This window comes from Bradyrhizobium sp. CCGB12, assembly GCF_024199845.1.
GTDB lineage: Bacteria > Pseudomonadota > Alphaproteobacteria > Rhizobiales > Xanthobacteraceae > Bradyrhizobium.
In genome coordinates this window covers 24,387-49,392 of the sequence record NZ_JANADO010000001.1, presented here as the reverse complement: position 1 = coordinate 49,392, position 25,006 = coordinate 24,387, and the positions used below count along the sequence as shown (strand labels likewise).

Genomic DNA, 25,006 nt, shown 5'->3' with positions numbered 1-25,006 from the left:
TATGCATCATTGCACGATGACATCGGCCTGGAGCGCGCCGGCCGTCTTGATCGCCTGGAGAATGGCGATGATGCCTGATGGTTTCAGGCCGATCTGGTTCAGCCCGCGCACCAGGCGCTGGAGATCGACGCCGCTGAGGATCGCCACCTGCGAGCCGGCCTCGTTGGCCTCGACTACGGTCTGCGGAACAACAACCGTCTGTCCTCGCGAGAACGGCGCCGGTTGCGAGACCACAGGCATCTCCGTGACGCGAACCGTCAGATTGCCGTGCGTCACGGCAACGGTCGATATCCGCACGTCGCGTCCGATCACCACCGTGCCCGTGCGCTCGTTGATCACGACCCGGGCGGGCGTGTCGGGCTCGACCGTCAGCTCGCCGATTTCCGCCAGGAAACGAACCGGGCCGATATGGCGCGGCTTCGACAGCACGATGGTGCGGTAGTCGCGCTCGAAGGCGATCTGCGCGCGATAGCGGCCGCCGGCGTAGCGGTTGATGGCGTCGAGGATGCGCGTTGCGGTGACGAAGTCCGGATTCCTCAGCTCCAGGACCAGGAACTCCATCTCATGGAGGCTTCCCTGCACCTCGCGCTCGACCAACGCCCCATTCGGAATACGCCCTGCCGTCGGCGTGCCCTGGCTGAGGTTCTGCGCCTGACCTCCGACGCTGTAGCCTGCAACCGTGATCGCGCCCTGCGCAACCGCATAGACCGCACCATCCGCCGCGCGCAGCGACGTCATCACCAGCGTGCCGCCGAGCAGCGAGGTCGCATCGCCGAGCGACGACACGGTCACGTCCATCCGCTCGCCGGCGCCGATCGAGGGCGGCAGGTCCGCGGTCACCATCACGGCCGCGACATTGCGCGTGCGCAGCGTCGTCGGACGTGCGGGATTGTTGGTGCTGGTGGCCTCGTTCCTGACATTGATGCCCATGTTCTCGAGCATCGATTGCAGGGACTGCTCCGTGAACGGAGCATTGCGAAGCGTGTCGCCGGTGCCGTTCAGGCCGATGACGAGACCATAGCCGACGATCTGGTTCTCGCGCAGTCCCTTGATGTCCGCGATGTCCTTGATGCGGACGGCGGCCTGGGCGCTGGCGGCGACAACGAGGAGGACGAGCGCAAGCAGGACTCTGGTCATGACCCGTCCACGACCTTGACCGTGCCGTCCGGCTGGACCACGCCCCTGATGATCACGCCGGTATCGGTGTTGCGCACCGGGATGAGTGCGCCGGCCGAGCCCGACTGCATCGCCGAGCCGTAGGTGACGATGGACAGGCCGCTGTCTTCCACCACGACCTTGACCATGGCGCCACGGGCGACGGTCCAGGGATCCTCAACCGAATTGGTCGGGATCGGCTGGCCCGGCAGCAGCGTGCGCCGTGCCATGCGGCCGACCAGGACCTGGCGTCCTTCGATGAACATGGCAACGCCGAGCACGTTCGGCGCGAAGGCGCGTTCCGTGATCATGTCGTCCCGGATCAGCTCGCCGGCGCGGATCGAGACGGCCGGCACGGGAAGCCGCTTCTCCTCGGCCGCAGCGAAGCGCGCCGAGGCGAGAACCAGCAGCACGGCGGCCAATCCGCGCACCATCAAGCCCACCCTGTTCAACATCGAGACACCGGAACTAGCGCATGCCCTTCGAGACGGTCTGGGCCATTTCATCCGAGGCCTGGATGACCTTGGCATTCATTTCGTAGGCGCGCTGGGCCGAGATCAACTCGGTGATTTCCTTGACCGGATCGACGTTCGAGGCTTCGAGGTATTGCTGGTTGATCTTGCCGTAGCCGGAATCGCCCGGCAGCCCGACGACAGGCGTGCCGGACGCCGTGGTCTCACGGTAGAGATTGCTACCGAGCGGCTCGAGGCCGGCTTCGTTGGCGAAGTTGGCGAGGTTGAGCTGACCGATCTGCCGTGGGTTGATTTCCGTGTCCAGCTTGGCAAACACCTGCCCGGTCTGGTTGACCGTGACCTGGACCGTTCCCTGCGGCACCGTGATGGCGGGATCCAGCAGATAGCCGTCGATGGTGACGAGCTGGCCGTTGGCATTGGTGTTGAACGAACCCGCACGGGTGTATTGCACCTCGTTGTTCGGGCCGAGCACCTGAAACCAGCCGCGGCCGTTGATGGCGAGGTCGTAAGGGTTGCCGGTCTGCGTGAGCGCGCCCTGAATGTGCAGCTTGCGGATCGCCGCCGACTTGACGCCGAGGCCGAGATTGGCCCCTTCCGGGATTGGCGACGAGCCGTTGACGTTGGCAACGCCCTGCATCCGATCCATCTGGTAGAACAGATCGGTGAATTCCGCGCGCGCCCGCTTGTAGGACGTCGAGTTGATGTTGGCGATGTTGTTGGCGATGACCTCGATGTTGGTCTGCTGGGCGTTCATGCCCGTGGCCGCAATGGCGAGCGATTTCACGATCGTCACTCCTTCAGATCAAATCGACATCCGAACGACTTCTTGGTAGGCCTGAACGACCTTGTCGCGAACCGCGACCGCGGTCTGCAGGGCCTGCTCGGCCGACATCAGCGCCTCCACGACGCGCCGCGTCGATTCCTTGCCCTGCATCGCCGAGATCGACGCCGCTTCTCCCGCCTTCAGCGTGCCGATTGCGTCCGTCGTTACCTGTTTCATCACCGATTCGAAGCCGACCTCGTCGCCGGTCTGGATCGCAGCCGTCGCCGCCGGCGCGATCGCCTGCGTCTCTGTCGCGCGGCTTGCCGCCTGGCCGGCGGAGACCGCCGTGGATGAAATTGCCTCAAGCATTGTCAGCTCCTCAAGAGGTCGATGGTCATGCCCAGCATCGACCTCACCTGCTTCACGACCTGGAGATTGGCCTCATAGGACCGGTTGACCTCGCGCATGTCGGCCATCTCGATCATCATGTTGACGTTCGGCAGCTTGACGTAGCCGGCCTTGTCGGCGGCGGGATGCCCCGGATCGTACTCGACGCGGTACGGCGTGGTGTCGACCCCGATCTCCTTGACCTTTGCAAGCTGCGCGCCCGAGGCACGGTCCATGGCGGCATCGAAGGTGATGGTCTTGCGTTGATACGGATCGGCCCCGGCGGTGCGCCCGGTCGACGTGGCGTTGGCGAGGTTCTCCGAGACGATGCGCATGCGCGTCGATTGCGCTTCGAGCCCGGAGCTCGCGACCGTCAATGACGACTGTAAAGAGTCCAGCATATCAATTCACCTCAGGTCTTTGCGCTCGACAGGACCATGCGGTGAAACGAGCGCACGATCGCCGAGTTCATCGAATAGTCGCGATTGACGTCGCTGCCCTTGATCATCTCCTGCTCGAGACTGACGGAGTTTCCGGAGTGAACCACCTCCCAGCTGTCCTTCTTGTCGGTCTTCCGCGTGTCGGTCTCGGCTGCAGACAACTGCATGTGCGAGGGCGACGTCGTTGCGAGCCTGACCGGCATGCCATCGAGCACCTTGTTGAAGGGTTCGACATCGCGCGCCTTGAAGCCAGGGGTGTTGGCGTTGGCGACGTTGGTGGCGATGGTCGACTGGCGGAGCTCGAGGTACCGCGCCTGCGATGATGCCAGTTCGAAGAGATACAGCGGTCCCACGACAGCCCCATTATGATCCGTTGGAGGTAAGCTTAGGGCCGCAAGCTTTCGTCAGGCTGATGCATCCGACACCGTCCTCGGAACTCTACTGGACCTTTTCGGGCCGTGCCGCCTGCTTGGACTGCAGGAAGTAGATGATCTCGGCGACAGGGCGGAAGAATTCCGCCGGAATCACCTGATCGACCTGAACCGCCTCGTAGAGTGCGCGCGCCAGCGCCTTGTTCTCGATGACGGGAATCCGGTTCTGCTCGGCGACTTCGCGGATCTTCAGCGCGATCACGTCCATGCCCTTGGCGACCACGAGCGGCGCGGCATTCTCCTCGCGCCTGTAGCGCAGCGCGATCGCGAAATGCGTAGGGTTCGCGATCACCAGCGTTGCCCGCGCGGCGGAGGCGATCATGCGTTGGCGAGAGCGGTCGCGCGCCAGCGAGCGCAGGCGCGCCTTGATCAGAGGATCGCCTTCCGCCTGCTTATGCTCGTCCTTGATCTCCTGCTTGGTCATGCGCAGCTCGCGCCGCCAGTGGAAGCGCGACCAGGCGAGATCGATCGCGACCAGGACGATGGTCGCGATGCAGATCGCCGAGACGATGCGCATCGCGATGTTGAGGATCATCTCCGGCAGGGCCACCGGGTCGGTGTACATCGCCTCGAATGCCTTCGCTTCCGACGATCGCAGCACGAAAGCGACGACGACGGTCACCGAGACGAGCTTGAACAGCGACTTGGCGAACTCGACCAGTCCCTGCGTTCCGAACAGCCGGCTCCAACCGCTGACCGGGGAGATGCGCGACAGGTCCGGCCTGATACGCTCCAGCACTAGGCGCGGTGCATTTTGCAGCAACGAAGCCGCAAGGCCAAATACCATCATGATGACGACCAGCGGCACCAGAAAACGCAGCGCCTGGAGCCCCACCACGGTGAGCAGATTCTGCGCATCCGCCGCGGTGCTGAGGGGGAAGCCGTCAGGATCGTCGAGAAAGCTTTTTAGCGTCGGCGTCAATTGCTGCACGCCCTGGCCGATCAGGAAAGCCTGGATCACCATCAGCGCCGCCATCGAGGCGAAGATGGAGGCCTCCCGAGAGACCGGGATTTTGCCCTGTTCGAGCGCATCACGGACTTTCTTCTCAGTCGGCTCTTCTGTTTTGCTCTCCTGATCGGATGTTTCTGCCATGCCCGTTCAGCGGTCAGCGGAAGACCAGCTCATCCTCCTGCTCGGGGTTGAGCTCGATTTCGCCCTTCTCCGCGAGTTCGAGTGCAAGGTCGGTGATCACGCGCCGCGCCTCCAGCACGTCGCGCTGGTTCGACGGCTCGCCGATGGCGAGCTCGTGCTCGACGACGCGGCGAACGCGCGAGGCGACCGAGGACAGGATCAGCTCGCGGAAGTTCTTGTCGGTCCCCTTCAGCGCGACGACGATGCGATCGGTCGGCACCTGGTCGAAGATCATGGTGCGCGCCTTCGGCGTCAGGTTGATGACGTCGTCGAAGGTGAACAGCAGCTCCTTCAGCACTTCGGCGGACTTCGGCCGCTTCTCCGACAGGCTCTTCAGCATGTCCTCGATGTGACCGCGCTCCATCTTGTTGATGATGTCGGCGACGCGGGCGTAGGTGTCGGCGCCGAGATTGCGGGCGAAGTTCAGCGTCAGGTCCTCGTGCATCGTCTTCTCGATGATGCGCATGGCATCGTCGACGATCGGCTTGAGGCTCAGCACGCGCCGCATCAGCTCGTTGCGCAGGCTCGATGGCAGCTGGCTCATGACCTTGGCGGCGCAGGCCGGCTTCACCTTGGACAGGATCAGCGCCGCGGTTTGCGGATGCTCCTTGGAAAGGTAGCTCGCCAGCGAGTTTTCGGACACCGACGACACACGATCCCAAACGGACCTGCTCGAATTGCCGAGCAGGTCCGACATGATCTGTGAGACCTGGTCGGCCGGCAGCACGTCGCCGAGCACGGCTTCCAGACCGCCGAGCGTGCCGAGGATGTTGGCGCCCATCGAGAACTGCTGGGCGAACTCCTCGACGATCCCCTCCAGCTCCTGCGCCGTGATCGGCCGCAGCTCGGCCGCGGCCTTGGTGACGATACGGATCTCCTGCGGCTCGAACTGTGCAAGCACGCTCGCGGCCGCCTGCCGGCCCATGGCCAGGAGGAGCGCCGCGACCTTCTCCGTTCCGCCCAGCGTGGCGACGCCTCGCTGCTTGATGGGAGCGATGCCGACCTGTGCCGCCATGGTCAGGTGTCACCCTGCCCCAGCGGACCGACGATTTCCGTCAGCGACACGCCGAAGCGGGAATTGTCCTCTTCGACCACGACCACCTCGCCGCGGGCGACGATGCGGCCGTTTACGACGACGTCGACCGGTTCGCCGACCCGGTGATCGAGCGGCACCACGGCGCCGCGCCCGAGCTTCATCAGGTTCGCCACCGGAATGGTCGCCGATCCCAGCACCACCTGCATAGTGACGGGAATGCGCAGGATGGCATCGACATTGGCGAACTTGCCGGTCTCCTCCGCCGTGCGCGCGGCGATCTCCGCCAGGCGCTCCAGTGGAGACGTGTCGGCATGGCCCTCGTCGGATGCCGATGCTCGCGTGGCAGACTCATAGTCGAAGGATTGCGCCATTTGGTATCGCCTTTTTGGTATTTCCGCTCCCGGAGCGCCGCGGCGTTCCGATCGTATCGTCTTCGCCGGCTTCGGCTTCAATGCTTGTTCACTTCGGCGCCGCCGGCGGTCGCGACGGACGCGAGCCCGGCCCTCGCGTCGAGCGCGGCGATCGCCTCGTGGGCCTGATCGATCTTCGTGCCCAGCAGGTTGGCAAGCCGTCCGAGATTTGCGGTGGAATCGTGCGCCGCATTGATGACCGTGTCGAAGGCCCCCGCCGTCTCGTGGACGATGGTCGAGAATTCACCCTGGTAACTGCGCAACCGCGCCAGCTCACGGTGCATCCGGGTCACCCGCATGCTGGTGAAGGCGAGCGCAATCAGCAGCACGGCATCAACGAGATAGGATATCATCGACGAACTCCCGTTTCTGATCGACGGGATCTGCCACCTGCATGGCGTAATAGCCATCAAGCTGGCCGATCTGGCACCAGAACAGCACCTGGTTGTTGCTTTCGAGCCGGGCGAGCGTGCGCGGCGTGGCTTCGAGCTCGAGCACCTGTCCGACCTGGAACTTCACGACATCGCCGAGGGATATCGTCTTCTCGTCGAGCACCGCGCTCAGCGTCACCTCGGTACGGTGGACTTCACTCTCCATCTGCTCGCGCCAGCGCGGATCGGCCGCGCGGCCGTCGCTGACGACGACGTGTGCGAGCTTCTGCCTGAGCGGGTTGAGCGCGGAGTGCGGAATGATCAGGAACATCTGGCCGCCGCGATAGAGCGCCTGCAGCATGATGTTCGCGCAGATCGACATGTTGCCGCTCCGCCCGATCGCCAGCGAGGCCATGGCGGTCTCGACCCGCTCCACGCGGAAGGTGACGTTGGAGGTTCCTGCAAAGGCGGATTGCAGCGCCTTGGCGAACCGCTCGAACAACGCCTGCACCAGGCGGATCTCGATGTTCGAGAACGCGCGCTCGACGTCGAGCGGCGGTTCGGCGCCGTCGGACCCGAACATCGCCTCGACCATGGTGAACACGAAATCGCGGTCGAGCATGATGATGATGCGGGAGTCCCACTGCTCGGCATAGAGCACCGCCGCGACTGCGTTGGCCTCGTAGTCCTTGATGATGTCACCGACGCGGTCGTTGGTGATGCCGTTGACCGAGAAATAGCACGGCGTTCCGGCCATCGGCTGCAGGCTGTCGGTACACGATGCCGCCATGCGATCGAAGATCACATTGAGCATCGGCATGCGTTCGATCGATATGCCGGCGGCGTCCAGCAGGTAGTTCGGCAGCTGCTTGCGCTGATCGACCTCGACGTCTTCCATCATCATGCGCGGGCAGCCTTCGGTTCAGCCTCGGTCGGGACGGCCTTGGGACCTGCAATCGTCTCGTTCTCGACGACGTCGATCGACGGCCGCTCGGTGCTCGCGATCATCTTGCGGCCGTGCTCGACGGCGATCTGCGGCATGGCGCCGTTCATGAACGCCAGCAGCGTCTGCTTGACGATGATGTAGGGCCGGCACTTCTTCTCGCGCGTCATCTTGATCTTCAGCGCGAACGGCGAAATGATGCCGTAGGACAGGAAGATGCCGGCGAAGGTACCGACGAGGGCCGCGCCGATGAAGCCGCCCAGCAGCTTCGGCGACTGGTCGAGCGCCCCCATGGCCTTGATGACGCCGAGCACCGCGGCGACGATCCCGAGCGCCGGCAGCGCCTCGGACACCACCACCAACGCATGGTAGGGCGTCAGCTTGCTCTTCACGATGGTGTGGATCTCCTCGTCCATCAGCGCCTCGATCTCGTGCGTGCGCGCATTGCCCATGATGATGAGACGGACATAGTCGCAGATGAACTGGAGCAGCGCGGGATCGGAGAGCACGCTCGGGAACGCCTTGAAGATCTCCGAGGAGGAGGGATCGTCGATATGCGCCTCGACCTCGTTGCGGCCCTTGCCCCGCAACTCGCGCATCAGGGCATGAAGCGCCCCGAGCAGATCGAGATAATAGCGCTCGCTTGGCACCGCTCCGGTGATGGCTTGCATGCAGGCGACCCCGGTGTCCACCACCGTCTTCCACGGATTGGCCACGATGAAGGTGCCGACCGCGGTGCCCAGGATGATCACGAACTCCCACGGCTGCATGAGCACGGCCAGATGCCCGCCCATTGCGGCAAATCCGCCGAGCAGCGCCGCCACCGTGATGAAAATCCCCACGAAACTGCCCAACGCGCCGCTCCATCACCGATCCACCGGGAATATCTAGTCGGCGAGCCTTGCGCGAAGCTGGCTTCGGGACCGCCAGCCCCGCGCAAGCAATTCGCGGCAGCTTGAGACGATGTCGCAAGAGCGGCCAGAGGGACGCGTGTCATGCTATCCACCATCGCGGACTACACCAGACTGACCAAGGACATGGGCAAGTCGCTGACGCAGGTCGCGACGCAGCCGGACGTCAGCCGCGAGACGGATTATTTCCTCAGCCATATCGGCAATGTGAAGACCATCGACGACTTCCTGAAGGACTATCGCCTCTACTCCTACGCGATGAAGGCCTATGGCCTCAGCGACATGACTTATGCCAAGGCGTTCATGCGCAAGGTGCTGACCGAAGGCGTCGCCAACAAGGATACCTTCGCCAACAAGCTCACCGACGTCCGCTACCGTGAATTCGCCAGCGCCTTCAACTTCGCCGCCCTCGGCAGCAACGCGACCCAGACCACCCAGGCCACGACCGGCACGGCGACCCAGTATGTCACGCAGACGATGGAGCAGAAGGCCGGCGACCAGAACGAGGGCCTGCGGCTGGCGCTCTATTTCACCCGCAAGGCCTCCACCGTCACCACCGCCTACCAGATCCTCGCCGACAAGGCGCTGACGCAGGTCGTTCAGACCGCGCTCGGCCTGCCGTCGACGATCAGCTCGGCCGACATCGACGCCCAGGCCAAGATGATCTCGAGCAAGATCAAGCTCACCGATTTCCAGGACCCGGCCAAGGTCACCAAGTTCGTGCAGCGCTTCGCCGCGATGTGGGATGCAACCCAGGCCCAGAGCGACAACTCGACCAACCCCGCGCTGGTCCTGATCGGCGGCGCGTCGTCGATGGCCAGCATGGATATCGACATGCTCTCGAAACTTCAGTCCATCCGCTTCGGAAAGTAGCTCATGCAATCCGCTCTCTATGTGGGATTGTCGGCGCAGGTCGCCCTCGAAAAGCGCCTCCAGACGATCGCCAACAACGTCGCCAACGTCAACACGGCGGCGTTCCGGACCGACGTCGTGAAGTTCGAGACCGTGCTGTCCAAGGCGGGCGCGAACCCGGTCGCCTTCTCCTCGCCCGGCGACAACATCATCTCCCGCGAGATGGGCAACATCACCGAGAGCGGCAACCCGCTCGACGTCGCCGTGGTCGGTCAGGGCTGGATCGCCTTCGCCGGTCCGAACGGTACGGTCTATACGCGGGACGGCCGCCTCCAGATCGCCCCCAACGGCGACCTTCAGACCGTGTCCGGCTTCCCCGTGATCGATTCCGGCGGCGCGCAGATCACGCTCGACCCGAACGGCGGACCGATCTCGATCGCGCGCAGCGGCGCAATCACCCAGGACAACAACGAGATCGGCACCATCGGCCTGTTCAACATTCCCACGGATGCAAATCTCGAGCGCTACGGCAATTCCGGCGTCACGCCCGACCGGCCCGCGACCGCAATCGCCGACTTCTCCCGCGACGGCTTCAAGCAGGGCTATGTCGAGGGCTCCGGCGCCAATCCGATGATGGAATTGACGAAGCTGATCGCGGCCTCGCGCGCCTTCGACGGCACCAATTCGATGATCGAAGGCACCGAGAGTTCGCTCCAGAATGCAATCCGGACGCTGGGCGAACCCGACAAATAGGCTGCGCCTCGCGCGCAATGAGGTTGGACGGTTTCCTTGAACGCTCTTCGGCAACTCGAGTGGGCGCTGCTGGAGCTTCAGCAGAGCACTCCCCTGGCAAGCGTCAGCGGCGCGATCTCGGAGATCGCGCCGACGCATTTCCGCGTCTCCGGCCTGTCGCGCTTCGTCAGGCTTGGCGAACTCATCGGCGTCAATTCGGCCGGCAAGCCGCAGATCGGCGAGGTGGTGCGGATCGACAGCGAGGGTATCATCGCCAAGCCGTTCGACCGCCAGTTCGCGGGCGGACTGGGCTCGGTCGCATACCGGATGCCGCCGCTGTCCTTTGCGCCCGATCCGAACTGGAAGGGCCGCGTCATCAATGCGCTCGGCGTGCCGCTGGACGGACAGGGTCCGCTCACGCCGGGATCGCGCGCCGTCTCGGCGGAAGCCGAGGCGCCTTCGGCCATGAAGCGCGCACGTGTGCACAAGCCGCTGCGCACCGGCGTGCGCGTCATCGACCTGTTCGCGCCGATCTGCGCCGGCCAGCGCGTCGGCATCTTTGCCGGCTCGGGCGTCGGCAAATCGACGTTGCTTGCGATGCTCGCCCGCAGCCAGGGTTTTGACACCGTGGTGTTGGCGCTCGTCGGCGAGCGCGGCCGCGAGGTGCGCGAGTTCATCGAGGACGTGCTGGGCACCGACCGTCATCGCGCCGTCACAATCGTATCCACGGGTGACGAAAGCCCGATGATGCGGCGGCTGGCGCCGAAGACGGCGATGGCGGTGGCCGAATATTTTCGCGACCGGGGCGAATCGGTGCTGCTCATGGTCGATTCGATCACCCGTTTCGCCCACGCCGCCCGCGAGGTTGCACTCGCCGCCGGCGAGCCCGCGGTCGCGCGCGGCTACGCGCCGACGGTCTTCACCGATCTGCCGCGGCTGCTGGAGCGCGCCGGCCCCGGCGAGGAGGGATCCGGCACGATCACCGGAATTTTCTCCGTGCTGGTCGACGGCGACGATCACAACGAGCCGATCGCCGATACCATCCGCAGCACATTGGATGGGCACATCGTGCTCTCCCGGCACATCGCCGACCAGGCGCGCTATCCGGCCGTCGACGTTCTGGCCTCGGTCTCCCGCCTCGCCCACAACGTCTGGGACCCCGAAGAGCGCGAACTGGTGAGCAAGCTGCGCGCGATGATCGCGAAATACGAAGACACGCGCGACCTTCGCCTGATGGGCGGATATCAGTCGGGGCGTGATTCGGGCCTCGATCAGGCGGTCGACATGGTCCCGCGGATCTACAGCGCGATGCGGCAGGACGCTTCGGCTCCGCAGAGCGCCGATCCGTTCCGCGAACTCCGGGACATGCTCAAAGGCGACTAGCGGCTCGCGAAGCCTGGTTGCGCGATGCGATCGCGCATTGCCCATGGTTTTCGACAGACGATTGCGCATGCCGCCACGCTTCCAGCGCATGCACGCAGATGGGCCGTCCCCGATTCCCTTATCAAGGCAGCCACCGTACGGGGGAGAGGGATCGGGCCGCGCGACCGATCGGGCGATTCCGAGCCTGAAGCCACGACAACCGCCACGTGCAATTCCTACGAGTTCCCCGGAACGATTCCCCGACGGATCGTACAAGTTGTGGATGACATGGCGATACACATCGTCGTCATGCACAAGCTTCGATCAGCTTGCATCAACAACAGACAATGACGTGCCGTGCAATCAAACCGTCGCATAGTTGCGTGCATGTTGCTCGCCGCACGGCGTATTGCGTTCACCGTCATGTGTTCGGAAGAGCGAGATTGTCTTGAACGTTACATTCGCCTGCAACGACATCCGGTCTTCTAGAGTGTCTTGACTTGATTTTGTTGAGAAGCTCATTAATCGTTTCGGTGGAATATAAGAAACGTCTTGCACGTGACTTGAACTTTAGGGGCTTCGGTTGAACTACTCCGATCCATCGTCTGCTGGCGACGGCAACTCGGGCTCCCGTGCGACGACGCCGAGCGCCGGCAGCGCCTCGGACACCTCCAGCCGTGTGACGTCTCACGACGGATTCGCGAGCCGGGACGCAAAGCGGCTTCGAGACGCCGCAGACGAAGTTCCGGGGACGAGGTAAATCCATGCCATTGGCACGAGAAGCCGTCGAGCTGCTGGTTCAGGCGGCGAGGGCCTGGTATTTCGAAGGCAATCAGCATGGACTGCGCGATCGCGAATGGATGGCGCTGCGCTTTCTCGGCCGCGCCAACCGATTTTCGCGCACACCATCCGCGCTTGCCGGCTTCATCGGTGCCACCAGGGCGACGGCATCGCAGATCGTGAAGACACTCGAGAGCAAGTCCTTCCTGGTGCGAAAGCCGTCGCACGAGGACAAGCGTTCCGTCGTGCTCCACGTCACCGCGCAGGGCGAGAAATGCCTGAGCCAGCACGACCCGATCAATCACGTGATGAATGCGGTCACGGCGCTCGGAACGGAGGAGTGCATCAGGCTGCGCGACTCGCTGCGGGAGGTCCTCAATCATCTCGACGCGGCCCATCAGCGACTGGATGCCAGCGTCTGCCGGGACTGCATGTTTCTCGCCGAACGCGGCCCGGGCACCGGCAAGGGACGCGCAACGGCCGAGTTCATGTGCCGGCTGTATCGCGCGCCGGTCTCGCTCGAGGAGACGGAGCTGCTCTGCACGAGTTTCGAGCGCACTCGCGATCGCCCGAAAATCGAGGAACATCTCGATCGCGCGCGCGTGGCGAGCCAGGGGTGAGTCGCAGGCAGCTTCTGAAGAAGCTCTGCGCGCCACTGTCTCCACACCGTCATTGCGAGCGCAGCGAAGCAATCCAGAATCCCTCCTCGGTAGGACTCTGGATTGCTTCGTCGCAAGGGCTCCTCGCAATGACGGAGTAAGGGGCATGGGCTTCATTCTCCAAATCCCAATGTCATTCCCCGCCTTGTGCGCAATTGCGCGCTGGAGCGGGGAATCCAGTACGCCGCGGCGTCTCGATGCAATCACTGCTGTCTCGGAGTACTGGATCGCCCGGGAGCCGAGTTCCTTCTGGCCTCCCTCACCCTCACGGAATTCACCGGCACCGCGCCGGTTGACGCCACTGCCGCATCAGCAAGAGCTTGACCGTAGCAACGACGGCCAGGACCACACGGTTTTGCCGTACGCACGGTCCGCCATTTCGCCGCAGTTTTCCCGGCCCTGTCGACGGAGCCGGAAACTTACAGACGAGACGAACCTGACAGCGCCGCTCGTCCACGCGATGCCCAGGGATCACGGAGAGCAATCCGCCCTGCCCTTAGCCTGTCGCGCACGACGCTGCTGCGTCCACCGCAAGCCCGGTCCTGCGATCACCACGACAATGACCGCCCCTCAAGGGTGAGCCGGGATGGACAACACATACGATATTTCCGAATTTCTGGAAAGAAGAATATTTCTGCACGATGAGATTGACAGAGCGGCGACACAGGCCGGACGCGTCGTCCGGGCGAGCGGTCCCTGATCGCTCCACCCAGGTGACGGAATATCTCGCCCGGCTCCTTGTATGCATTATCCCAGTTGCCATCCCCCGGCACTTCGCTTTACATGCCATCAACTCGCCCGCGGACAGTGTCCGGGCCAAAAAAATCCTCACCATTTCTCACAGGGACGAAGCATGGCGCGCAACATATTGATTCTTGGAGCTTCTTACGGCTCCCTGCTCGGCACGAAGCTGCTGATGGCGGGCCATAACGTGACCCTGGTCTGCCGCGCCAAGACCGCCGAGCTGATCAACCGCGACGGTACCGAAGTGCGCATCAAGTTGCGTGACGAGGCCGTCCACCGCGCCATCTTCTCGCGCCACCTGCCCGGCAAGCTCGACGCCGTGACGCCGGGTGATGTCGACGTCTCCCGTTACGACCTGGTCGGCCTTGCGATGCAGGAGCCGCAATACACCAACCACACCGTCCGCGTTCTCATGGTCAAGATCGCCGCGGCGAAGCTGCCGTGCCTGTCGATCATGAACATGCCGCCGCTGCCTTATCTGAAGCGGATTCCGGCGCTTTCAGGCATGGATCTCGAGGAAGCCTACACCAATGCGCAGGTGTGGGAGCGGTTCGAGCCGGGGCTGGTGACGCTCTGCTCGCCCGATCCGCAAGCCTTCCGTCCGCCGGAAGAAGCCGCCAACGTGCTTCATGTCGGCCTGCCCACCAACTTCAAGGCGTCGGTCTTCGCCGACGAGAAGCACAACAAGGTGCTGCGCGAGCTCGAAGCCGACATCGACGCGGTGACGCTCGACGGCCTCGACGTGCCGGTGAAGCTGAAAGTGTTCTCGTCGCTGTTCGTGCCGCTGGCGAAATGGTCGATGCTGCTCACCGGCAACTACCGCTGCATCACGCCGCACGAGCCGCAATCCATCCGCGACGCCGTGCATGGCGATCTCAAGCGCTCACAGACGATCTACGACCATGTCGATGCGATCGCCCGCCGCCTCGGCGCCGATCCGCAGGACCAGGTGCCGTTCGCGAAATATGCCAAGGCCGCGGAAAGCCTGCTCAAGCCGTCATCGGCGGCGCGCGCGGTTGCGAGCGGTGCGCCCTTCATCGAGCGTGTCGACCTCCTGGTGAAGCTGATCTCGCACCAGCTCGGCGTGCCCAACGCCGAAATCGACCGCACGGTCGACACCGTGGACCAGAAGCTGAACGAGAAGATCGTGCAGGGCGGATCGGGCGCGCAGTAGCGCGCCGCTTCCAGCGGCATCGGCTCCAGAACGATTGAATCCAGATCAGGCCGGTCATGGCGACCGGTCTGGCCGCAGCTGCACGAGCGAATTGCCGAGATCGAGTGCATCAGGCGGGAACTCGGGTCCTGCGCCATCCCCGAGAACGCGGCGACGATCCACAACTCCCTGTCGGCCCGCGCTTCTACGGATGTCGCATCGCGCCTGAACTCCGCCGTGGGCAACACCGCCTGATTCGCGCTGGGACGCTCGACGCGCCCCGACCAGGTTGGTAAGCCCCTGTCCGCGAATGGAAGGGCTTGAGTCGGAGACATGACGGTTGCGATCGAGATGGGGCAGACCACGGCAGGCGCCGTGGCGGCCATGGACCTCGAGGAACTGCTGGCGACCCGCCTCCTGGTGCAGGGCAATTCGGGCTCCGGCAAGTCGCATCTGCTCAGGCGGCTGCTGGAACAGAGCGCGCCCTGGGTGCAGCAGACCATCATCGATCCTGAAGGCGATTTCGTCACGCTCGCCGAGCGCTTCGGCCATCTGGTGATCGAGGGCGAGGATCACACCGAGCGCGGCCTTCAGGTCGCCGGCGAGCGCGCGCGGCTGCATCGCGTCTCCACGGTGCTCAATCTCGAAGGCCTCGACGCCGAGAACCAGATGCGACGCGCCGCGGCCTTCCTCGGCGGCCTGTTCGACGTCGATCGCGACCATTGGTACCCGATGCTGGTGGTCGTCGACGAGGCGCAGCTGTTCGCGCCGGCGGTGGCGGGCGAAGTCTCGGACGAAGCGCGAAAACTTTCGCTCGGCGCGATGACCAATCTGATGTGCCGCGGCCGCAAGCGTGGCCTCGCCGGCATCATCGCGACCCAGCGGCTGGCGAAGCTCGCCAAGAACGTCGCGGCGGAAGCTTCCAACTTCCTGATGGGCCGGACCTTCCTCGACATCGACATGGCGCGCGCCGCCGATCTGCTCGGCATGGAGCGGCGGCAGGCCGAAGCCTTTCGCGATCTCGAGCGCGGACAATTCATGGCGCTGGGACCCGCGCTGTCGCGCCGTCCGCTGCGCTTGAACATCGGACCGACCGACACGAGCCCGCGCAATTCCACGCCGCGGCTGATGCCGCTTCCGGAAGCGACGCTGGAGGATGCGCGCGCCGTGATCCTGGCCGCGCCGCCGCCCGATGCCAGCCGGCCGCAGCGCCGGCCGGCGCCGGATCTGCTTGAGCAGCTCCGCGCGGCGAAGGCGGCCGCTACGCCGGAGATCCGGCCTGAAGTGGTCGAGGTGCCGGTCAGTGCCGAGGAGCTCGCGGAGCGGCGCGAGCGCGTCGATCGCACCCTTCGTGCCGTGCTCGCCGAGCCCGATGCCGGCTTTCGCGCCATCGGCGTGCTCTACCAGGAATTCGTGGTCCGCTGCCGCATCGAGGGGCTCGGCGCGGCGGTGCCCGATCTCAATGAATTCCGCCGCATGTTGACTCATGCGCGTGCCGGGGTCGGCACGGAGCTTGCCGAAGACGACGCCTGGCAGGACGTGTCGCTGCGCGCCTCGATCCTGCCCGACGACATGCAGGGCGTGTTCATGATGATCGCGCGCGCCGCCAAGGAAGGCTGGCCGTGTCCCGGCGACGCTGCAATCGCGCGCGCCTATGGCTCACATTCGCTGCGCCGCGCGCAGCGGCTGCTCAGCTATATGGAAGAGCAGGGCCTGATCGTCGTCCAGCTCGACGGCGGCGGCCGCCGCATCGTGACGCTGGTGGAGCTCGCTTGGGCCACCGCGCCGGGCGATCCCAATGGCGACGATGTGCCGGCGGAGCCCGCACAGAGCGCTGCGGCGCTCTGATCCGACGGACCAGGCCCGCTGCTCACACCGCCTCGGTGGCATCGCCTACGAGCGCATCCGGCGCGCGCGGCCGCTCATGTGCGAACATGCGACGATAGAGCAGGACGGAGACGAGCCAGGCCGCGGCGAACAGCGCGATCACGACGAAGCCGACATTCGCCAGTGACTCGTTGAGGCCGTCGACCACCGCCCACACGCCGCCGGAGAGGCCGAGACGGTCGGCGATTAGCCCGAGCGCCTCGATGCCGCCGATGAACAGCGCAACCGCGACCGAAGCGCCCGTGATCGTGAGGTTGTACCAGAGCTTTCGCAGGGGATCGACGAAGGCCCAGCGATAGGCGCTAACCATCAGCGCGGAGTCGGCGGTATCGACCAGCGCCATGCCCGAAGCGAACAGCACCGGGAAGACCAGGACATCGGCGAGCGAGGCGCCGCGCGCGGCCTCGCTGGCGGAGATGCTGAGCAGGCCGATCTCGGTCGCGGTGTCGAAGCCAAGGCCGAACAGGAAGCCGAGCGGATACATGTGCCACGGCTTCGTCACCAGGCGGAACATCGGGCCAAGCAGCCGCGCCAGGACGCCGCGATTGGCGAGGAGCGCATCGAGGCCTGCGGCGTCGTGAATGCCTTGCTCGCGCGCCATGCGGAACGTCCGCCACAGGCCGGCGAAGATGGCGAGATTGATGGCCGCGATCACCAGCAGGAACAGCGCCGAGACCGACGTGCCGATCAGCCCGCCGATCTCCTTGAGCAGGCTGTCGCCGCCAAAACTGACGACACCGAGCGCGAGCAGCATGGTCGCAACCACGACCACGGTGGAATGACCGAGCGCGAAATAGAGCCCAACGCTGCGCGGCGCACCGCCCGCCTGCATCAGCTTGCGCACGACATTGTCGATGGCCGCGATGTGATCGGCATCGACGGCGTGGCGGAGGCCAAACACCCAGGCGAGCAGCGCGGTCGCCATCACCGTCGGCCGGTCGCCGAACGCCGCGAAGGCCCAGGCCCATGCGGCGATGTTGGCGACGATGAGCCCGCCGAACAGCAGCACCACGCCGGGCTCGACCGCCCGCAAAGACAACTTCGTCACGACAACCATTCCGTCCCGCTGCGTGCGCCGTCGCGCCACCGGTATGATATTTTCACAAGATGATCACACTAGCCAGCCCAATCCGGCAAGGCGGCTTTGCAGCAGTGCCTGTGGCCATCCTTCGAGACGCCCGCTTTGCGGGCTCCTCAGGATGAGGTCTCGTGTCGCGGCTGTGCTCGTCGAAATTGCTGCCGCGCATTCCGTCCTCATCCTGAGGGCCCGCCGGAGGCGGGCGTCTCGAAGGATGCGCCACGGACAATCTTCGCACCACGTTCTCTGTCAGGCCGGAAAGACGTGGATGGCCGGTCATAGGCGAGCGGACGCGACGCCGTCCTTCGGACGGCCATGCCCGGCCATGACGATATGGGAACAGCGGCGCGTCAAGCCGCCTCGGAACCGCCGAGATAGGCGTCGCGGACGCGGGGATCGTCCTTCAGGGTCCGCGCCGGGCCTGACAGCACGATCTTGCCGGTCTGGAGCACATAGGCTTCATGCGCGATCTCGAGCGCGAGGCTGGCATTCTGCTCGACCATGAACACCGAGACGCCGTCCTGGTTGATGGTGCGGATCAGTTCGAGCACGCGGTCGACATAGAGCGGCGACAGGCCCATGGTCGGCTCGTCCATCACGATCATGCGGGGCCGGCTCATCAGTGCGCGCGCCATCGCCACCATCTGCTGCTCGCCGCCTGAGAGCGAGCCGGCGCGCTGCGACAGCCGCTGGCCGAGTCTTGGGAACAGCGAGAGCATCTTATCGAGATCCTGCGCCACCGCCTCGCGATCGTTGCGCACGAAGGCGCCCATCAGGATGTTCTCGCGGACGCTCATGTCCGCGAACAGCCGCCGCGCCTCCGGCACCGAGGCGATGCCGCGGCGAACGATCTGCGGCGTGGAAAGGCCGATCAACGAGGCGCCATCGAACGTCACCTCGCCCGAGCGCGGTTTCACGAGGCCAAGGATGATCTTCATGGTCGTCGACTTGCCGCTGGCATTGCCGCCGAGCAGGCAGACGATGTGACCGCGCGCGACCGATATCGACAGGTCGAAATGCACCTGGGCCTGGCCATAGAAGGTGTTGACGCCCGAAAGCGCGAGCAGCGGTTCGCCAGAAGCGTTCGTCATGCCGCACTCTCCTGCTCCGTCGTCAGGCCGTGGCCGAGATAGGCCTCGATCACCTTGGGATCGCTCCGCACCTGTTCGCCCGGCCCTTCCGCGATCTTCTTGCCCTCGTCCATGACGACGACGCGGTCCGAGAGGCGCATCACCATCTCAAGCTTGTGCTCGATCAGGAGGATGGTCAGCCCTTCCGCCTTCAGCTCGGCGATGAGGGCCTGCATCTCTGCGGTCTCGGTCGGATTCATGCCGGCTGTCGGCTCGTCGAGCAGAAGCAGGCGCGGCCTCAAGGCGAGCGCACGCGCGATCTCGATGCGGCGGCGGTTGGCATAGGAGAGGCTATAGGCCGGCTGGTCGATCCGCGGCAGCAGCCGTTCGCCGAAGCGGGCGAGGATGGCCTTTACCTCCGCGCGCAGCCGCTCCTCCTCCGCCTTGACGCTAGCCGGTCGCAACAGCGCCAGTCCCAGCTCCAGCAGCGGGCCGATCACCGGCACGGCCGGCCTCACGGCGCGTAAGCGCGTGTGCGCGCCGATCAGCACGTTGTCCATGACGCTGAGATTGCCGAAGACGCGGCCGAGCTGAAACGTGCGCGCGATGCCCTCGGCCGCGAGCCGTTCCGGGGACAGCCCCGTGATGTCCTGCCCCTCAAAGCTGACAGCACCGGCGTCGGGCCGGTCGAGACCGGTCACGAGATTGAACAGCGTCGTCTTGCCGGCGCCGTTCGGACCGATGATGCTGATCAGCTCGCCCTTGGCGAGATCGAGATCGATGGCATCGACGGCGGTGAGGCCGCCGAACCGGCGCGTCAGCCCGCGCAGGGACAACATGGAGATGTGCTGCTCCGCCATCACATCGTCCCCAGCAGGCCTTGCGGCCTGAACCGCACGAGCAGCAGCAGCACGATGCCGTAGATCAGGATGCGGTACTCCGCCGCGATCCGGAAAACTTCCGGCAGTCCAACCAGTGCGACCGCGCCGACGATGGCGCCGACGACATTGCCAAGGCCGCCGAGGATCACGACCGTCAGCGCCAGGATCGATTGCTGCGTGTTGAAGGTCTCGTGGTTGATGTAGGAATAGAGATGCGCGGCAATGCCGCCGCTGACGCCGGCGGCAAACCCGCCGAAGATGAAGGCGAGCGACTTGTAGCGGTTGAGGCTGACGCCATAGGCGCGCGCGGCGATGTCGTCGTCGCGGATGGCGCGAAAGCTCCGGCCGAGATGCGAAGTGAGCAGCCGCCCCTGCAGCAGCGCCAGCACGACCATCACGGCAAAGCTGAACCAGTAGATCGAATTCGGGCTGATCAAATCATAGCCGAACAGCGACAGCGGCGGGATGCCGGAGATGCCGATGGGGCCGCGCGTGACGCTTTCCCAGTTCAAAATCACCAGCGACACGATCTCGCCGATCGCGAGCGTCGCGATCGAGACATAGTGCCCCCGCAGGCGGAACGACGGCGAGATCAACAGCGTGCCGAGCGCGGCGCTCATCAGGCCACCGCCGATGATGGCGAGGCCGACCGGGACGTTGAGCGTCAGCGACAGCAGCGCTGACGTATAGGCGCCGATCGCGAGCAATGCCGCGTGTCCGAGTGAGACCTGGCCGACTGTGCCCGCCACCAGCGTGAGGCTCAGCGCAAGCATGCCGAGCAGCCAGGCATTGATCAGGGTCTGGAGCACGTAGAAGGACACCGGGAAGAACGGCAAAATCGCGAAGATGCCGGCCGCGACCAGCAAGGCCCAGCGCGGAATACGCACCGGACGGCTCGGCGCAATAAAAGTGCCGGTGAGCGGCTCGGGCGGCGCCTGCCGTGCGCTGGCGAACAGGCCATTCGGCCGCAGCACGAGCACGACGACCAGCAGCAGGAAGGCGAACAGATTGCGATAGCTGGTGCCGAATACCGCGACGCCGTAGCTCTCGACCAGTCCCAGCAACAGACTACCGATGACGGCACCAGGCACGTTGCCGGCGCCACCGACGACTTCCGCGACGACGCCCTTGAGCGTCGCCTGCAGGCTCATCGCGGTGTCGATCTGGTTGTAGTACATGCCGACCAGCAAACCAGAGACGCCGCCGAGCGCGGCGGCAATGCCGAACACGGCTTGATTGACGCGGTTGACATCGACGCCCATCTGCATGGCGGCGTCGCGGTCCTGCGCCGTGGCGCGCACCGCCCAGCCAAGCTTGGTGTAACGCAGGAACACGAACAGCAGCAGCGCGCTGGTGAGGCCGACACCGGCGATGAGCAAGTCAAGAGGCCCGATCGTGCCGCCACCGACCTGAAAGCGCACATCCGGCAGCTGGCTCGGCAGCGCGCGCGGATTGGGCGAGAAGGTCAGCATCACCAGCTGATCGAGCACGAAGCTGATACCGATGGTCGCGAGCAGCGGCGCGATGCGCACCGAGTTCTGGAGCGGACGCAGGCCGAAACGCTCGATGATGAGCCCGACGATGGCTGCAGCGACTGCGACCACGATGATGGTGAGCGGCAGCGGTGTATGCAGCTGCACCACTGCGACCCAGCCGATATAGGCGCCGACCAGATAAATCGAGCCTTGCGCGAAGTTGATCAGCCGGCTGACGCCGAAGATCAGCGCAAGCCCGACCGCAACGAGGGCGTAGACATTGCCGACGATCAGCCCGTTGATCGTGTAGTCGAGCCAGGAAGACACGCTGATGTCACCGTGTAGAGAGGAATGCGGCCGGAGCCCCCGCTCCGGCCATCAGATCAGGTCGGCTTGCCGTCCCAGAGCGCGAACTGGCCCTTGCGCACGACGAGCTCGGCATTCATGGCGCCCTTGACGCGGCGGGTCGCGACGTCGAACGTCGCCGCGCCGAAGATCACGCTGGGGACGTCCTTGACCTTGGTGAAGGCGTCACGGATCGCCTTGCGGTCGGCGCCCCCGATCCTCACCACGGCAGCCGCCATGTTCATCGCGTCATAGGCGTAGGCATTGAAGGCGTCGGGCTCGAGCCCGTTGTACTTCTTCTTGAAGCCGGCAATAAACTTCTGCACCTCTGGCCGCGGGTCTTCCGGGAAGTAGCGCGTGCCGACATGGACGTCTTCGACCGCGTCACCGCCAAGCTCCAGAAACTTCGGCGAATAGACCGAGCTTGCCGCACAGATCACTTGCTTGAGGCCGACCTGACGGGCCTGGCGCGCGATCAGCGCGCCGTCGGAGTAATAGGAGATCAGGATCAGGCCGTCCGGATTGGCGTCGCGGACGCGCACCAGCGTGGAGCGGAAGTCGCGCTCCTCCGCGATGTAGCCTTCGGTGATCGCGATCTCCGCGCCATATTCCTTCGCCGCGTTGACGAAATAGTCGCGGCTGGTACGGCCCCAGTCGGTGTTGAGGTGCAGCACCGCGAGCTTCTTCAGGCCGAGGCGCCTCACGGCATAGGATGCCAGCAGCGGCTGCTCGTCGGCCTGGCTGACCGACGTGCTCCACATGAAGTCGCCGCCCTTGGTGAAATCGGGGTGCGAATTGGTGAAGCCGAACTGCACGAGGCCGCCGCGCTGATAGATCGGCGAGGCCGCCATCGAGGCGGGACTCGAGAAATCGCCGAGCTCCATGACGATGCGGGGATCGGAGACGAATTTCTGGGCGATCGCCACCGACTGGCGCGGATCGCTCTGACTGTCCTCGAATTGGTAGGCGAGCTTGCGGCCGTTGATGCCGCCGGCGGCCTGGATCTCGTCGAGTGCGAGATCGAAACCCTGCTTCCATTGTGTGCCATATTGCGCATTCGGTCCCGTGAGGGGACCGCTGACGCCGAGCAGGATCGGCTCAGAGGATTGCGCAAACGCAGCTCGCGAGATGGCGGCTCCCGCCATCATGGCGGCAAGCGAGCCCTTGACCAGGGACCGACGATCAATGTTGCTCATGCATGGCTCCATCCACTCAGGTGTTACGAACAAGCGACAATTTCTGTGCCGGTGACGCGGCTGACGCGGCCTATTTCGAAGGCTCGCCGAGCGACAGCATCAGCCGGTTCGCCCAGTTGAAGAACGACGCACCGTTGATGACATCGACGATCTCGGCATCATCGAGGCCGGCGCGGCGCAGCTCGGCGATATTGTCGGGACCAAACGCGATTGGCGTTGTCGCCAACGCCACCGAGGCCTTGACCACGGCGTTCCAGCGCGCGCCGAGATCGGCACCGACGCCCTCGTCGAGCAGGCGCTGCACGTCGTCGCGGCGCTTGGAATAGGTGCTGGCGAAGCGCGCATGCACGGAGGCGCAATAGATGCAGCCGTTGTAGCGCGAGGTCGCAGCCGCCGCGAGCTCGCGCTCGGCGCGAGGCAGGCCGTCGGCGACATTGTAGAAGATGTCCTTGTCGGTCTTGGTGCGGGCTTCCAGCACTTCGGGATCGCGCACCAGGAGGCGGAAATACTCCGACTTGGCGCGGGCGCGATCGACCAGGCCGGCGAAGTGCCGTTCGGTCAGCTCGGTCTCGGGCAGCGGATCGATCCACGATACCCAGCCGAGCTCGTCCTGGGTGAATACGGCGGGAGGATTGACGGTAGGGCTCATGTTGCCGGCTCCTCTTATGCGTTCGCTGCGGCGAGCGTGCGCAAACCGCTGACGACGCGCAGCTGGAACGACAGAAACGCAACGAGCTGGGAGAAGGTGACGATGCCGGTGCTCGACCAGCCGGCGGCCTGCAGCGCCTTCATGTCCGCGGAGGCGGCGTCGCGCGGACGGAACACCAGCAGATGCGCGTGCTCGAATGCCGCAACGAGCCGGGCGCCGAGCTCGGGCTTACGTTCCGCGCTGACGCGATAGATCAAACCGGCCTTGTTCTCGATCGACAATGGGCCGGCCGGAAAGGCGCCGTAGGGGCCTGAGGTCTGGCCGCGCTCAATCTCAACCTGGATCGCCTCGACGAGCGCCGCTCCATCCGCATTCGCGGCAAGCTTCTCGCGATAGAAGGCGGCAACGGGAGACTCGCCATGGAGCCCGGTCACGAAGGCCGCGACCGCGGCACGCTCGGCCAGCGGAAAATCGCCCGCGTCGACCGGCTCGAACAGGAAGAGATAGCTCTTCTGCGCATTCTCGCGCGCCTGAAGACGGCGGGCACGGATGGCATCCAGGGCCGATCCAGGTTCGATCCCGGCGAGCGTATCGATAATATCTTGCATTCCCATCATTCAGCCTCGTGCAATGCGATCCCATTCATTCCAGCTAACCCGCCAACGCCACACCTGGCGCCACCCGGGTCCAGCCAAGCGCCGGTGCGACCTTGTCGGCGACCAGCTCGATCGAACGCAGGATATGGGGGTGCGGCGCGTCGACCGAATGCGCCTGGAAGACGAGATCGGTCACCCGCTCCAACGTGGCATCGGTACGCAGCGAGGCGATAACGCCGTCGGCCGCGCCGACATGGGTATCGAATGCCGTGATCATTTCCTCCAGCGTCTCGCCCGGCCTGGCGTGGCCACCCTTGAGGAATTGCGGCAACGCACGACGCAGCCCGATATCGGCGAGGCGCATCGCTTCGGCATGGTCGTCGGCGACGAAGACGCTGCGCGAGGCCATGATACGAGGCTCGCATCCCGGCGGCAGCGCTGCGAGATAGGCGTCGATGATCGGGTTCTGGATTTCGGCGAGCGTCGCGCGCGGCGCCTCCTTGGTCCGCGGCTGCGTGCGCGACAGCAGCAGGCCATCGCCGGCCTTGCCGGCCCGGGCGCCGCCCGCGACCGAGAACGTCGCCTGCCAGATGCGCTTGTCCAATTCCGGCCGTTGCGGATAGAGCGTGTCGCCGCCATCGAGCGGCTTGCCGACCAGCGCCGTGCGCACGATCTCCAGGTTGCGGGCAAAGATCTCGTTGCGCTGGGCGCTGTCCAGGCCGAAGGCGGCGAAGGCCGACGGGTTGCCGCCGGTGCCGACGCCGAGTTCGAAGCGACCATTGCAGAGGAGGTCGAGCACCGCGGCGTCCTCAGCCACCCGCACCGCATTCTCCAGCGGCAGCGTGACGATGCCGGTGCCGAGGCGGATGCGCGAGGTTTGGGCTGCGACGTAACCGAGGAAGGCGAAGGGTGACGGCAGGCCGCCTTCGCGCTCGTGGAAATGATGCTGTGCGATCCAGGCGGAATCGAGCCCGGATTTCTCCGCGCGCACGATCTGCTCGGCCGCGAAGCGATATCGCTCGGCCGGCGGAGCTTCGTCGAGCAGCCGCGTGAAGAACCCCAGTCGTTTCAGGTTTGCAAAGCGTTTCATACGAC

General features: G+C 65.0%; 26 protein-coding genes. 6 read left to right on the top strand and 20 right to left on the bottom strand.

Features of this window, described 5'->3' with window-relative positions; all coding sequences use genetic code 11:
* Nucleotides 1–6: 6 nt before the first annotated feature.
* The 12 genes from flgI to motA all read right to left on the bottom strand — a co-directional run bounded on the left by flgI (nt 7) and on the right by motA (nt 8,395).
* Entirely contained in the window at nt 7–1,137 is a 1,131-nt protein-coding gene (gene flgI, locus NLM27_RS00250) for a flagellar basal body P-ring protein FlgI (RefSeq protein WP_254141424.1), read from the bottom strand.
* Nucleotides 1,134–1,610, bottom strand: a complete 477-nt coding sequence (gene flgA, locus NLM27_RS00245; protein WP_254141423.1) for a flagellar basal body P-ring formation chaperone FlgA — start codon at nt 1,608–1,610, stop codon at nt 1,134–1,136. The genes flgI and flgA overlap by 4 nt, the downstream gene beginning before the upstream one ends.
* A 13-nt stretch (nt 1,611–1,623) precedes the next feature.
* Entirely contained in the window at nt 1,624–2,412 is a 789-nt protein-coding gene (gene flgG, locus NLM27_RS00240; RefSeq protein WP_254141422.1) for a flagellar basal-body rod protein FlgG, read from the bottom strand.
* 18 nt (nt 2,413–2,430) lie between these two features.
* The gene (locus NLM27_RS00235) at nt 2,431–2,760 is read right to left on the bottom strand and encodes a flagellar hook-basal body complex protein FliE (protein ID WP_254141421.1); all 330 of its coding nucleotides are present in this window, start codon (nt 2,758–2,760) and stop codon (nt 2,431–2,433) included.
* Nucleotides 2,761–2,762: 2 nt separating this feature from the next.
* Nucleotides 2,763–3,179, bottom strand: coding sequence for a flagellar basal body rod protein FlgC (gene flgC / locus NLM27_RS00230; RefSeq protein WP_060735083.1), 417 nt, complete (start codon nt 3,177–3,179; stop codon nt 2,763–2,765).
* An 11-nt stretch (nt 3,180–3,190) separates the two neighbouring features.
* Nucleotides 3,191–3,571 carry a flagellar basal body rod protein FlgB gene (flgB, locus tag NLM27_RS00225; protein WP_254141420.1) on the bottom strand — a complete coding sequence of 127 codons (381 nt, stop codon included), beginning with the start codon at nt 3,569–3,571 and terminating at the stop codon, nt 3,191–3,193.
* 85 nt (nt 3,572–3,656) lie between these two features.
* Nucleotides 3,657–4,742 carry a flagellar biosynthesis protein FlhB gene (flhB, locus tag NLM27_RS00220; RefSeq protein WP_254141419.1) on the bottom strand — a complete coding sequence of 362 codons (1,086 nt, stop codon included), beginning with the start codon at nt 4,740–4,742 and terminating at the stop codon, nt 3,657–3,659.
* A 13-nt stretch (nt 4,743–4,755) separates the two neighbouring features.
* Nucleotides 4,756–5,796: a flagellar motor switch protein FliG gene (locus NLM27_RS00215; protein ID WP_254141418.1), complete on the bottom strand. Its 1,041-nt coding sequence runs from the start codon at nt 5,794–5,796 to the stop codon at nt 4,756–4,758.
* Between the two features lie 2 nt (nt 5,797–5,798).
* The gene (gene fliN, locus NLM27_RS00210) at nt 5,799–6,188 is read right to left on the bottom strand and encodes a flagellar motor switch protein FliN (RefSeq protein WP_145635994.1); all 390 of its coding nucleotides are present in this window, start codon (nt 6,186–6,188) and stop codon (nt 5,799–5,801) included.
* Nucleotides 6,189–6,265: 77 nt separating this feature from the next.
* Nucleotides 6,266–6,580 (bottom strand): hypothetical protein, encoded by a 315-nt coding sequence (locus tag NLM27_RS00205; RefSeq protein ID WP_254141417.1) that lies wholly within the window; start codon nt 6,578–6,580, stop codon nt 6,266–6,268.
* Nucleotides 6,561–7,502: a flagellar motor switch protein FliM gene (locus NLM27_RS00200; RefSeq protein ID WP_254141416.1), complete on the bottom strand. Its 942-nt coding sequence runs from the start codon at nt 7,500–7,502 to the stop codon at nt 6,561–6,563. Before NLM27_RS00200 ends, NLM27_RS00205 begins: the two co-directional genes overlap by 20 nt.
* Entirely contained in the window at nt 7,499–8,395 is an 897-nt protein-coding gene (gene motA / locus NLM27_RS00195) for a flagellar motor stator protein MotA (RefSeq protein ID WP_254141415.1), read from the bottom strand. Before motA ends, NLM27_RS00200 begins: the two co-directional genes overlap by 4 nt.
* A gap of 141 nt (nt 8,396–8,536) precedes the next feature.
* Here motA and NLM27_RS00190 point away from each other — a divergent pair, with 141 nt between their 5' ends.
* The 6 genes from NLM27_RS00190 to NLM27_RS00165 all read left to right on the top strand — a co-directional run bounded on the left by NLM27_RS00190 (nt 8,537) and on the right by NLM27_RS00165 (nt 16,582).
* Entirely contained in the window at nt 8,537–9,325 is a 789-nt protein-coding gene (locus NLM27_RS00190; RefSeq protein ID WP_254141414.1) for a DUF1217 domain-containing protein, read from the top strand.
* Between the two features lie 3 nt (nt 9,326–9,328).
* Nucleotides 9,329–10,057 carry a flagellar basal-body rod protein FlgF gene (flgF, locus tag NLM27_RS00185; protein WP_254141413.1) on the top strand — a complete coding sequence of 243 codons (729 nt, stop codon included), beginning with the start codon at nt 9,329–9,331 and terminating at the stop codon, nt 10,055–10,057.
* 36 nt (nt 10,058–10,093) lie between these two features.
* Entirely contained in the window at nt 10,094–11,419 is a 1,326-nt protein-coding gene (fliI, locus tag NLM27_RS00180; RefSeq protein WP_254141412.1) for a flagellar protein export ATPase FliI, read from the top strand.
* A gap of 743 nt (nt 11,420–12,162) precedes the next feature.
* Nucleotides 12,163–12,798 carry a MarR family winged helix-turn-helix transcriptional regulator gene (locus tag NLM27_RS00175; protein WP_254141411.1) on the top strand — a complete coding sequence of 212 codons (636 nt, stop codon included), beginning with the start codon at nt 12,163–12,165 and terminating at the stop codon, nt 12,796–12,798.
* 892 nt (nt 12,799–13,690) lie between these two features.
* Entirely contained in the window at nt 13,691–14,755 is a 1,065-nt protein-coding gene (locus tag NLM27_RS00170) for a 2-dehydropantoate 2-reductase N-terminal domain-containing protein (RefSeq protein WP_254141410.1), read from the top strand.
* Between the two features lie 312 nt (nt 14,756–15,067).
* Entirely contained in the window at nt 15,068–16,582 is a 1,515-nt protein-coding gene (locus NLM27_RS00165) for an ATP-binding protein (protein ID WP_254141409.1), read from the top strand.
* 22 nt (nt 16,583–16,604) lie between these two features.
* Here NLM27_RS00165 and NLM27_RS00160 read toward each other — a convergent pair whose 3' ends face one another.
* The 8 genes from NLM27_RS00160 to NLM27_RS00125 form a co-directional block, all read right to left on the bottom strand.
* On the bottom strand, nt 16,605–17,678 hold the full coding sequence (locus NLM27_RS00160) for a HoxN/HupN/NixA family nickel/cobalt transporter (RefSeq protein WP_254141408.1): 1,074 nt from the start codon (nt 17,676–17,678) through the stop codon (nt 16,605–16,607).
* A 371-nt stretch (nt 17,679–18,049) separates the two neighbouring features.
* Complete coding sequence (locus tag NLM27_RS00155) at nt 18,050–18,790, bottom strand: ABC transporter ATP-binding protein (protein ID WP_254141407.1); 741 nt, start codon at nt 18,788–18,790, stop codon at nt 18,050–18,052.
* A complete protein-coding gene (locus NLM27_RS00150) occupies nt 18,787–19,629 on the bottom strand; it encodes an ABC transporter ATP-binding protein (RefSeq protein ID WP_254141406.1) in 843 nt (280 codons plus the stop codon). Before NLM27_RS00150 ends, NLM27_RS00155 begins: the two co-directional genes overlap by 4 nt.
* The gene (locus tag NLM27_RS00145; RefSeq protein ID WP_254141405.1) at nt 19,629–21,452 is read right to left on the bottom strand and encodes an ABC transporter permease; all 1,824 of its coding nucleotides are present in this window, start codon (nt 21,450–21,452) and stop codon (nt 19,629–19,631) included. The genes NLM27_RS00150 and NLM27_RS00145 overlap by 1 nt, the downstream gene beginning before the upstream one ends.
* Before the next feature lie 56 nt (nt 21,453–21,508).
* Nucleotides 21,509–22,666 (bottom strand): ABC transporter substrate-binding protein, encoded by a 1,158-nt coding sequence (locus NLM27_RS00140; protein ID WP_254141404.1) that lies wholly within the window; start codon nt 22,664–22,666, stop codon nt 21,509–21,511.
* Between the two features lie 70 nt (nt 22,667–22,736).
* The gene (locus tag NLM27_RS00135; protein ID WP_254141403.1) at nt 22,737–23,315 is read right to left on the bottom strand and encodes an alkylhydroperoxidase domain protein; all 579 of its coding nucleotides are present in this window, start codon (nt 23,313–23,315) and stop codon (nt 22,737–22,739) included.
* A gap of 14 nt (nt 23,316–23,329) precedes the next feature.
* Nucleotides 23,330–23,929: a CMD domain protein gene (locus tag NLM27_RS00130; RefSeq protein WP_254148716.1), complete on the bottom strand. Its 600-nt coding sequence runs from the start codon at nt 23,927–23,929 to the stop codon at nt 23,330–23,332.
* Nucleotides 23,930–23,966: 37 nt separating this feature from the next.
* A complete protein-coding gene (locus tag NLM27_RS00125) occupies nt 23,967–25,001 on the bottom strand; it encodes a putative FMN-dependent luciferase-like monooxygenase (RefSeq protein ID WP_254141402.1) in 1,035 nt (344 codons plus the stop codon).
* Nucleotides 25,002–25,006: the final 5 nt, after the last annotated feature.

Bases quoted from the DNA above. Each gene is read 5' to 3' on its own strand.
- NLM27_RS00150 (WP_254141406.1), bottom strand. From the start codon at position 19,629: ATGGCGGAGCAGCACATCTCCATGTTGTCCCTGCGCGGGCTGACGCGC.
- NLM27_RS00175 (WP_254141411.1), top strand. From the start codon at position 12,163: ATGCCATTGGCACGAGAAGCCGTCGAGCTGCTGGTTCAGGCGGCGAGG.
- flgF (WP_254141413.1), top strand. From the start codon at position 9,329: ATGCAATCCGCTCTCTATGTGGGATTGTCGGCGCAGGTCGCCCTCGAA.
- NLM27_RS00190 (WP_254141414.1), top strand. From the start codon at position 8,537: ATGCTATCCACCATCGCGGACTACACCAGACTGACCAAGGACATGGGC.
- NLM27_RS00140 (WP_254141404.1), bottom strand. From the start codon at position 22,666: ATGAGCAACATTGATCGTCGGTCCCTGGTCAAGGGCTCGCTTGCCGCC.
- NLM27_RS00235 (WP_254141421.1), bottom strand. From the start codon at position 2,760: ATGCTTGAGGCAATTTCATCCACGGCGGTCTCCGCCGGCCAGGCGGCA.
- flhB (WP_254141419.1), bottom strand. From the start codon at position 4,742: ATGGCAGAAACATCCGATCAGGAGAGCAAAACAGAAGAGCCGACTGAG.
- fliN (WP_145635994.1), bottom strand. From the start codon at position 6,188: ATGGCGCAATCCTTCGACTATGAGTCTGCCACGCGAGCATCGGCATCC.
- flgI (WP_254141424.1), bottom strand. From the start codon at position 1,137: ATGACCAGAGTCCTGCTTGCGCTCGTCCTCCTCGTTGTCGCCGCCAGC.
- NLM27_RS00130 (WP_254148716.1), bottom strand. From the start codon at position 23,929: ATGGGAATGCAAGATATTATCGATACGCTCGCCGGGATCGAACCTGGA.
- flgA (WP_254141423.1), bottom strand. From the start codon at position 1,610: ATGTTGAACAGGGTGGGCTTGATGGTGCGCGGATTGGCCGCCGTGCTG.
- NLM27_RS00135 (WP_254141403.1), bottom strand. From the start codon at position 23,315: ATGAGCCCTACCGTCAATCCTCCCGCCGTATTCACCCAGGACGAGCTC.
- NLM27_RS00160 (WP_254141408.1), bottom strand. From the start codon at position 17,678: ATGGTTGTCGTGACGAAGTTGTCTTTGCGGGCGGTCGAGCCCGGCGTG.
- NLM27_RS00215 (WP_254141418.1), bottom strand. From the start codon at position 5,796: ATGGCGGCACAGGTCGGCATCGCTCCCATCAAGCAGCGAGGCGTCGCC.
- NLM27_RS00170 (WP_254141410.1), top strand. From the start codon at position 13,691: ATGGCGCGCAACATATTGATTCTTGGAGCTTCTTACGGCTCCCTGCTC.
- NLM27_RS00205 (WP_254141417.1), bottom strand. From the start codon at position 6,580: ATGATATCCTATCTCGTTGATGCCGTGCTGCTGATTGCGCTCGCCTTC.
- NLM27_RS00165 (WP_254141409.1), top strand. From the start codon at position 15,068: ATGACGGTTGCGATCGAGATGGGGCAGACCACGGCAGGCGCCGTGGCG.
- NLM27_RS00155 (WP_254141407.1), bottom strand. From the start codon at position 18,790: ATGACGAACGCTTCTGGCGAACCGCTGCTCGCGCTTTCGGGCGTCAAC.
- NLM27_RS00200 (WP_254141416.1), bottom strand. From the start codon at position 7,502: ATGATGATGGAAGACGTCGAGGTCGATCAGCGCAAGCAGCTGCCGAAC.
- flgC (WP_060735083.1), bottom strand. From the start codon at position 3,179: ATGCTGGACTCTTTACAGTCGTCATTGACGGTCGCGAGCTCCGGGCTC.
- NLM27_RS00125 (WP_254141402.1), bottom strand. From the start codon at position 25,001: ATGAAACGCTTTGCAAACCTGAAACGACTGGGGTTCTTCACGCGGCTG.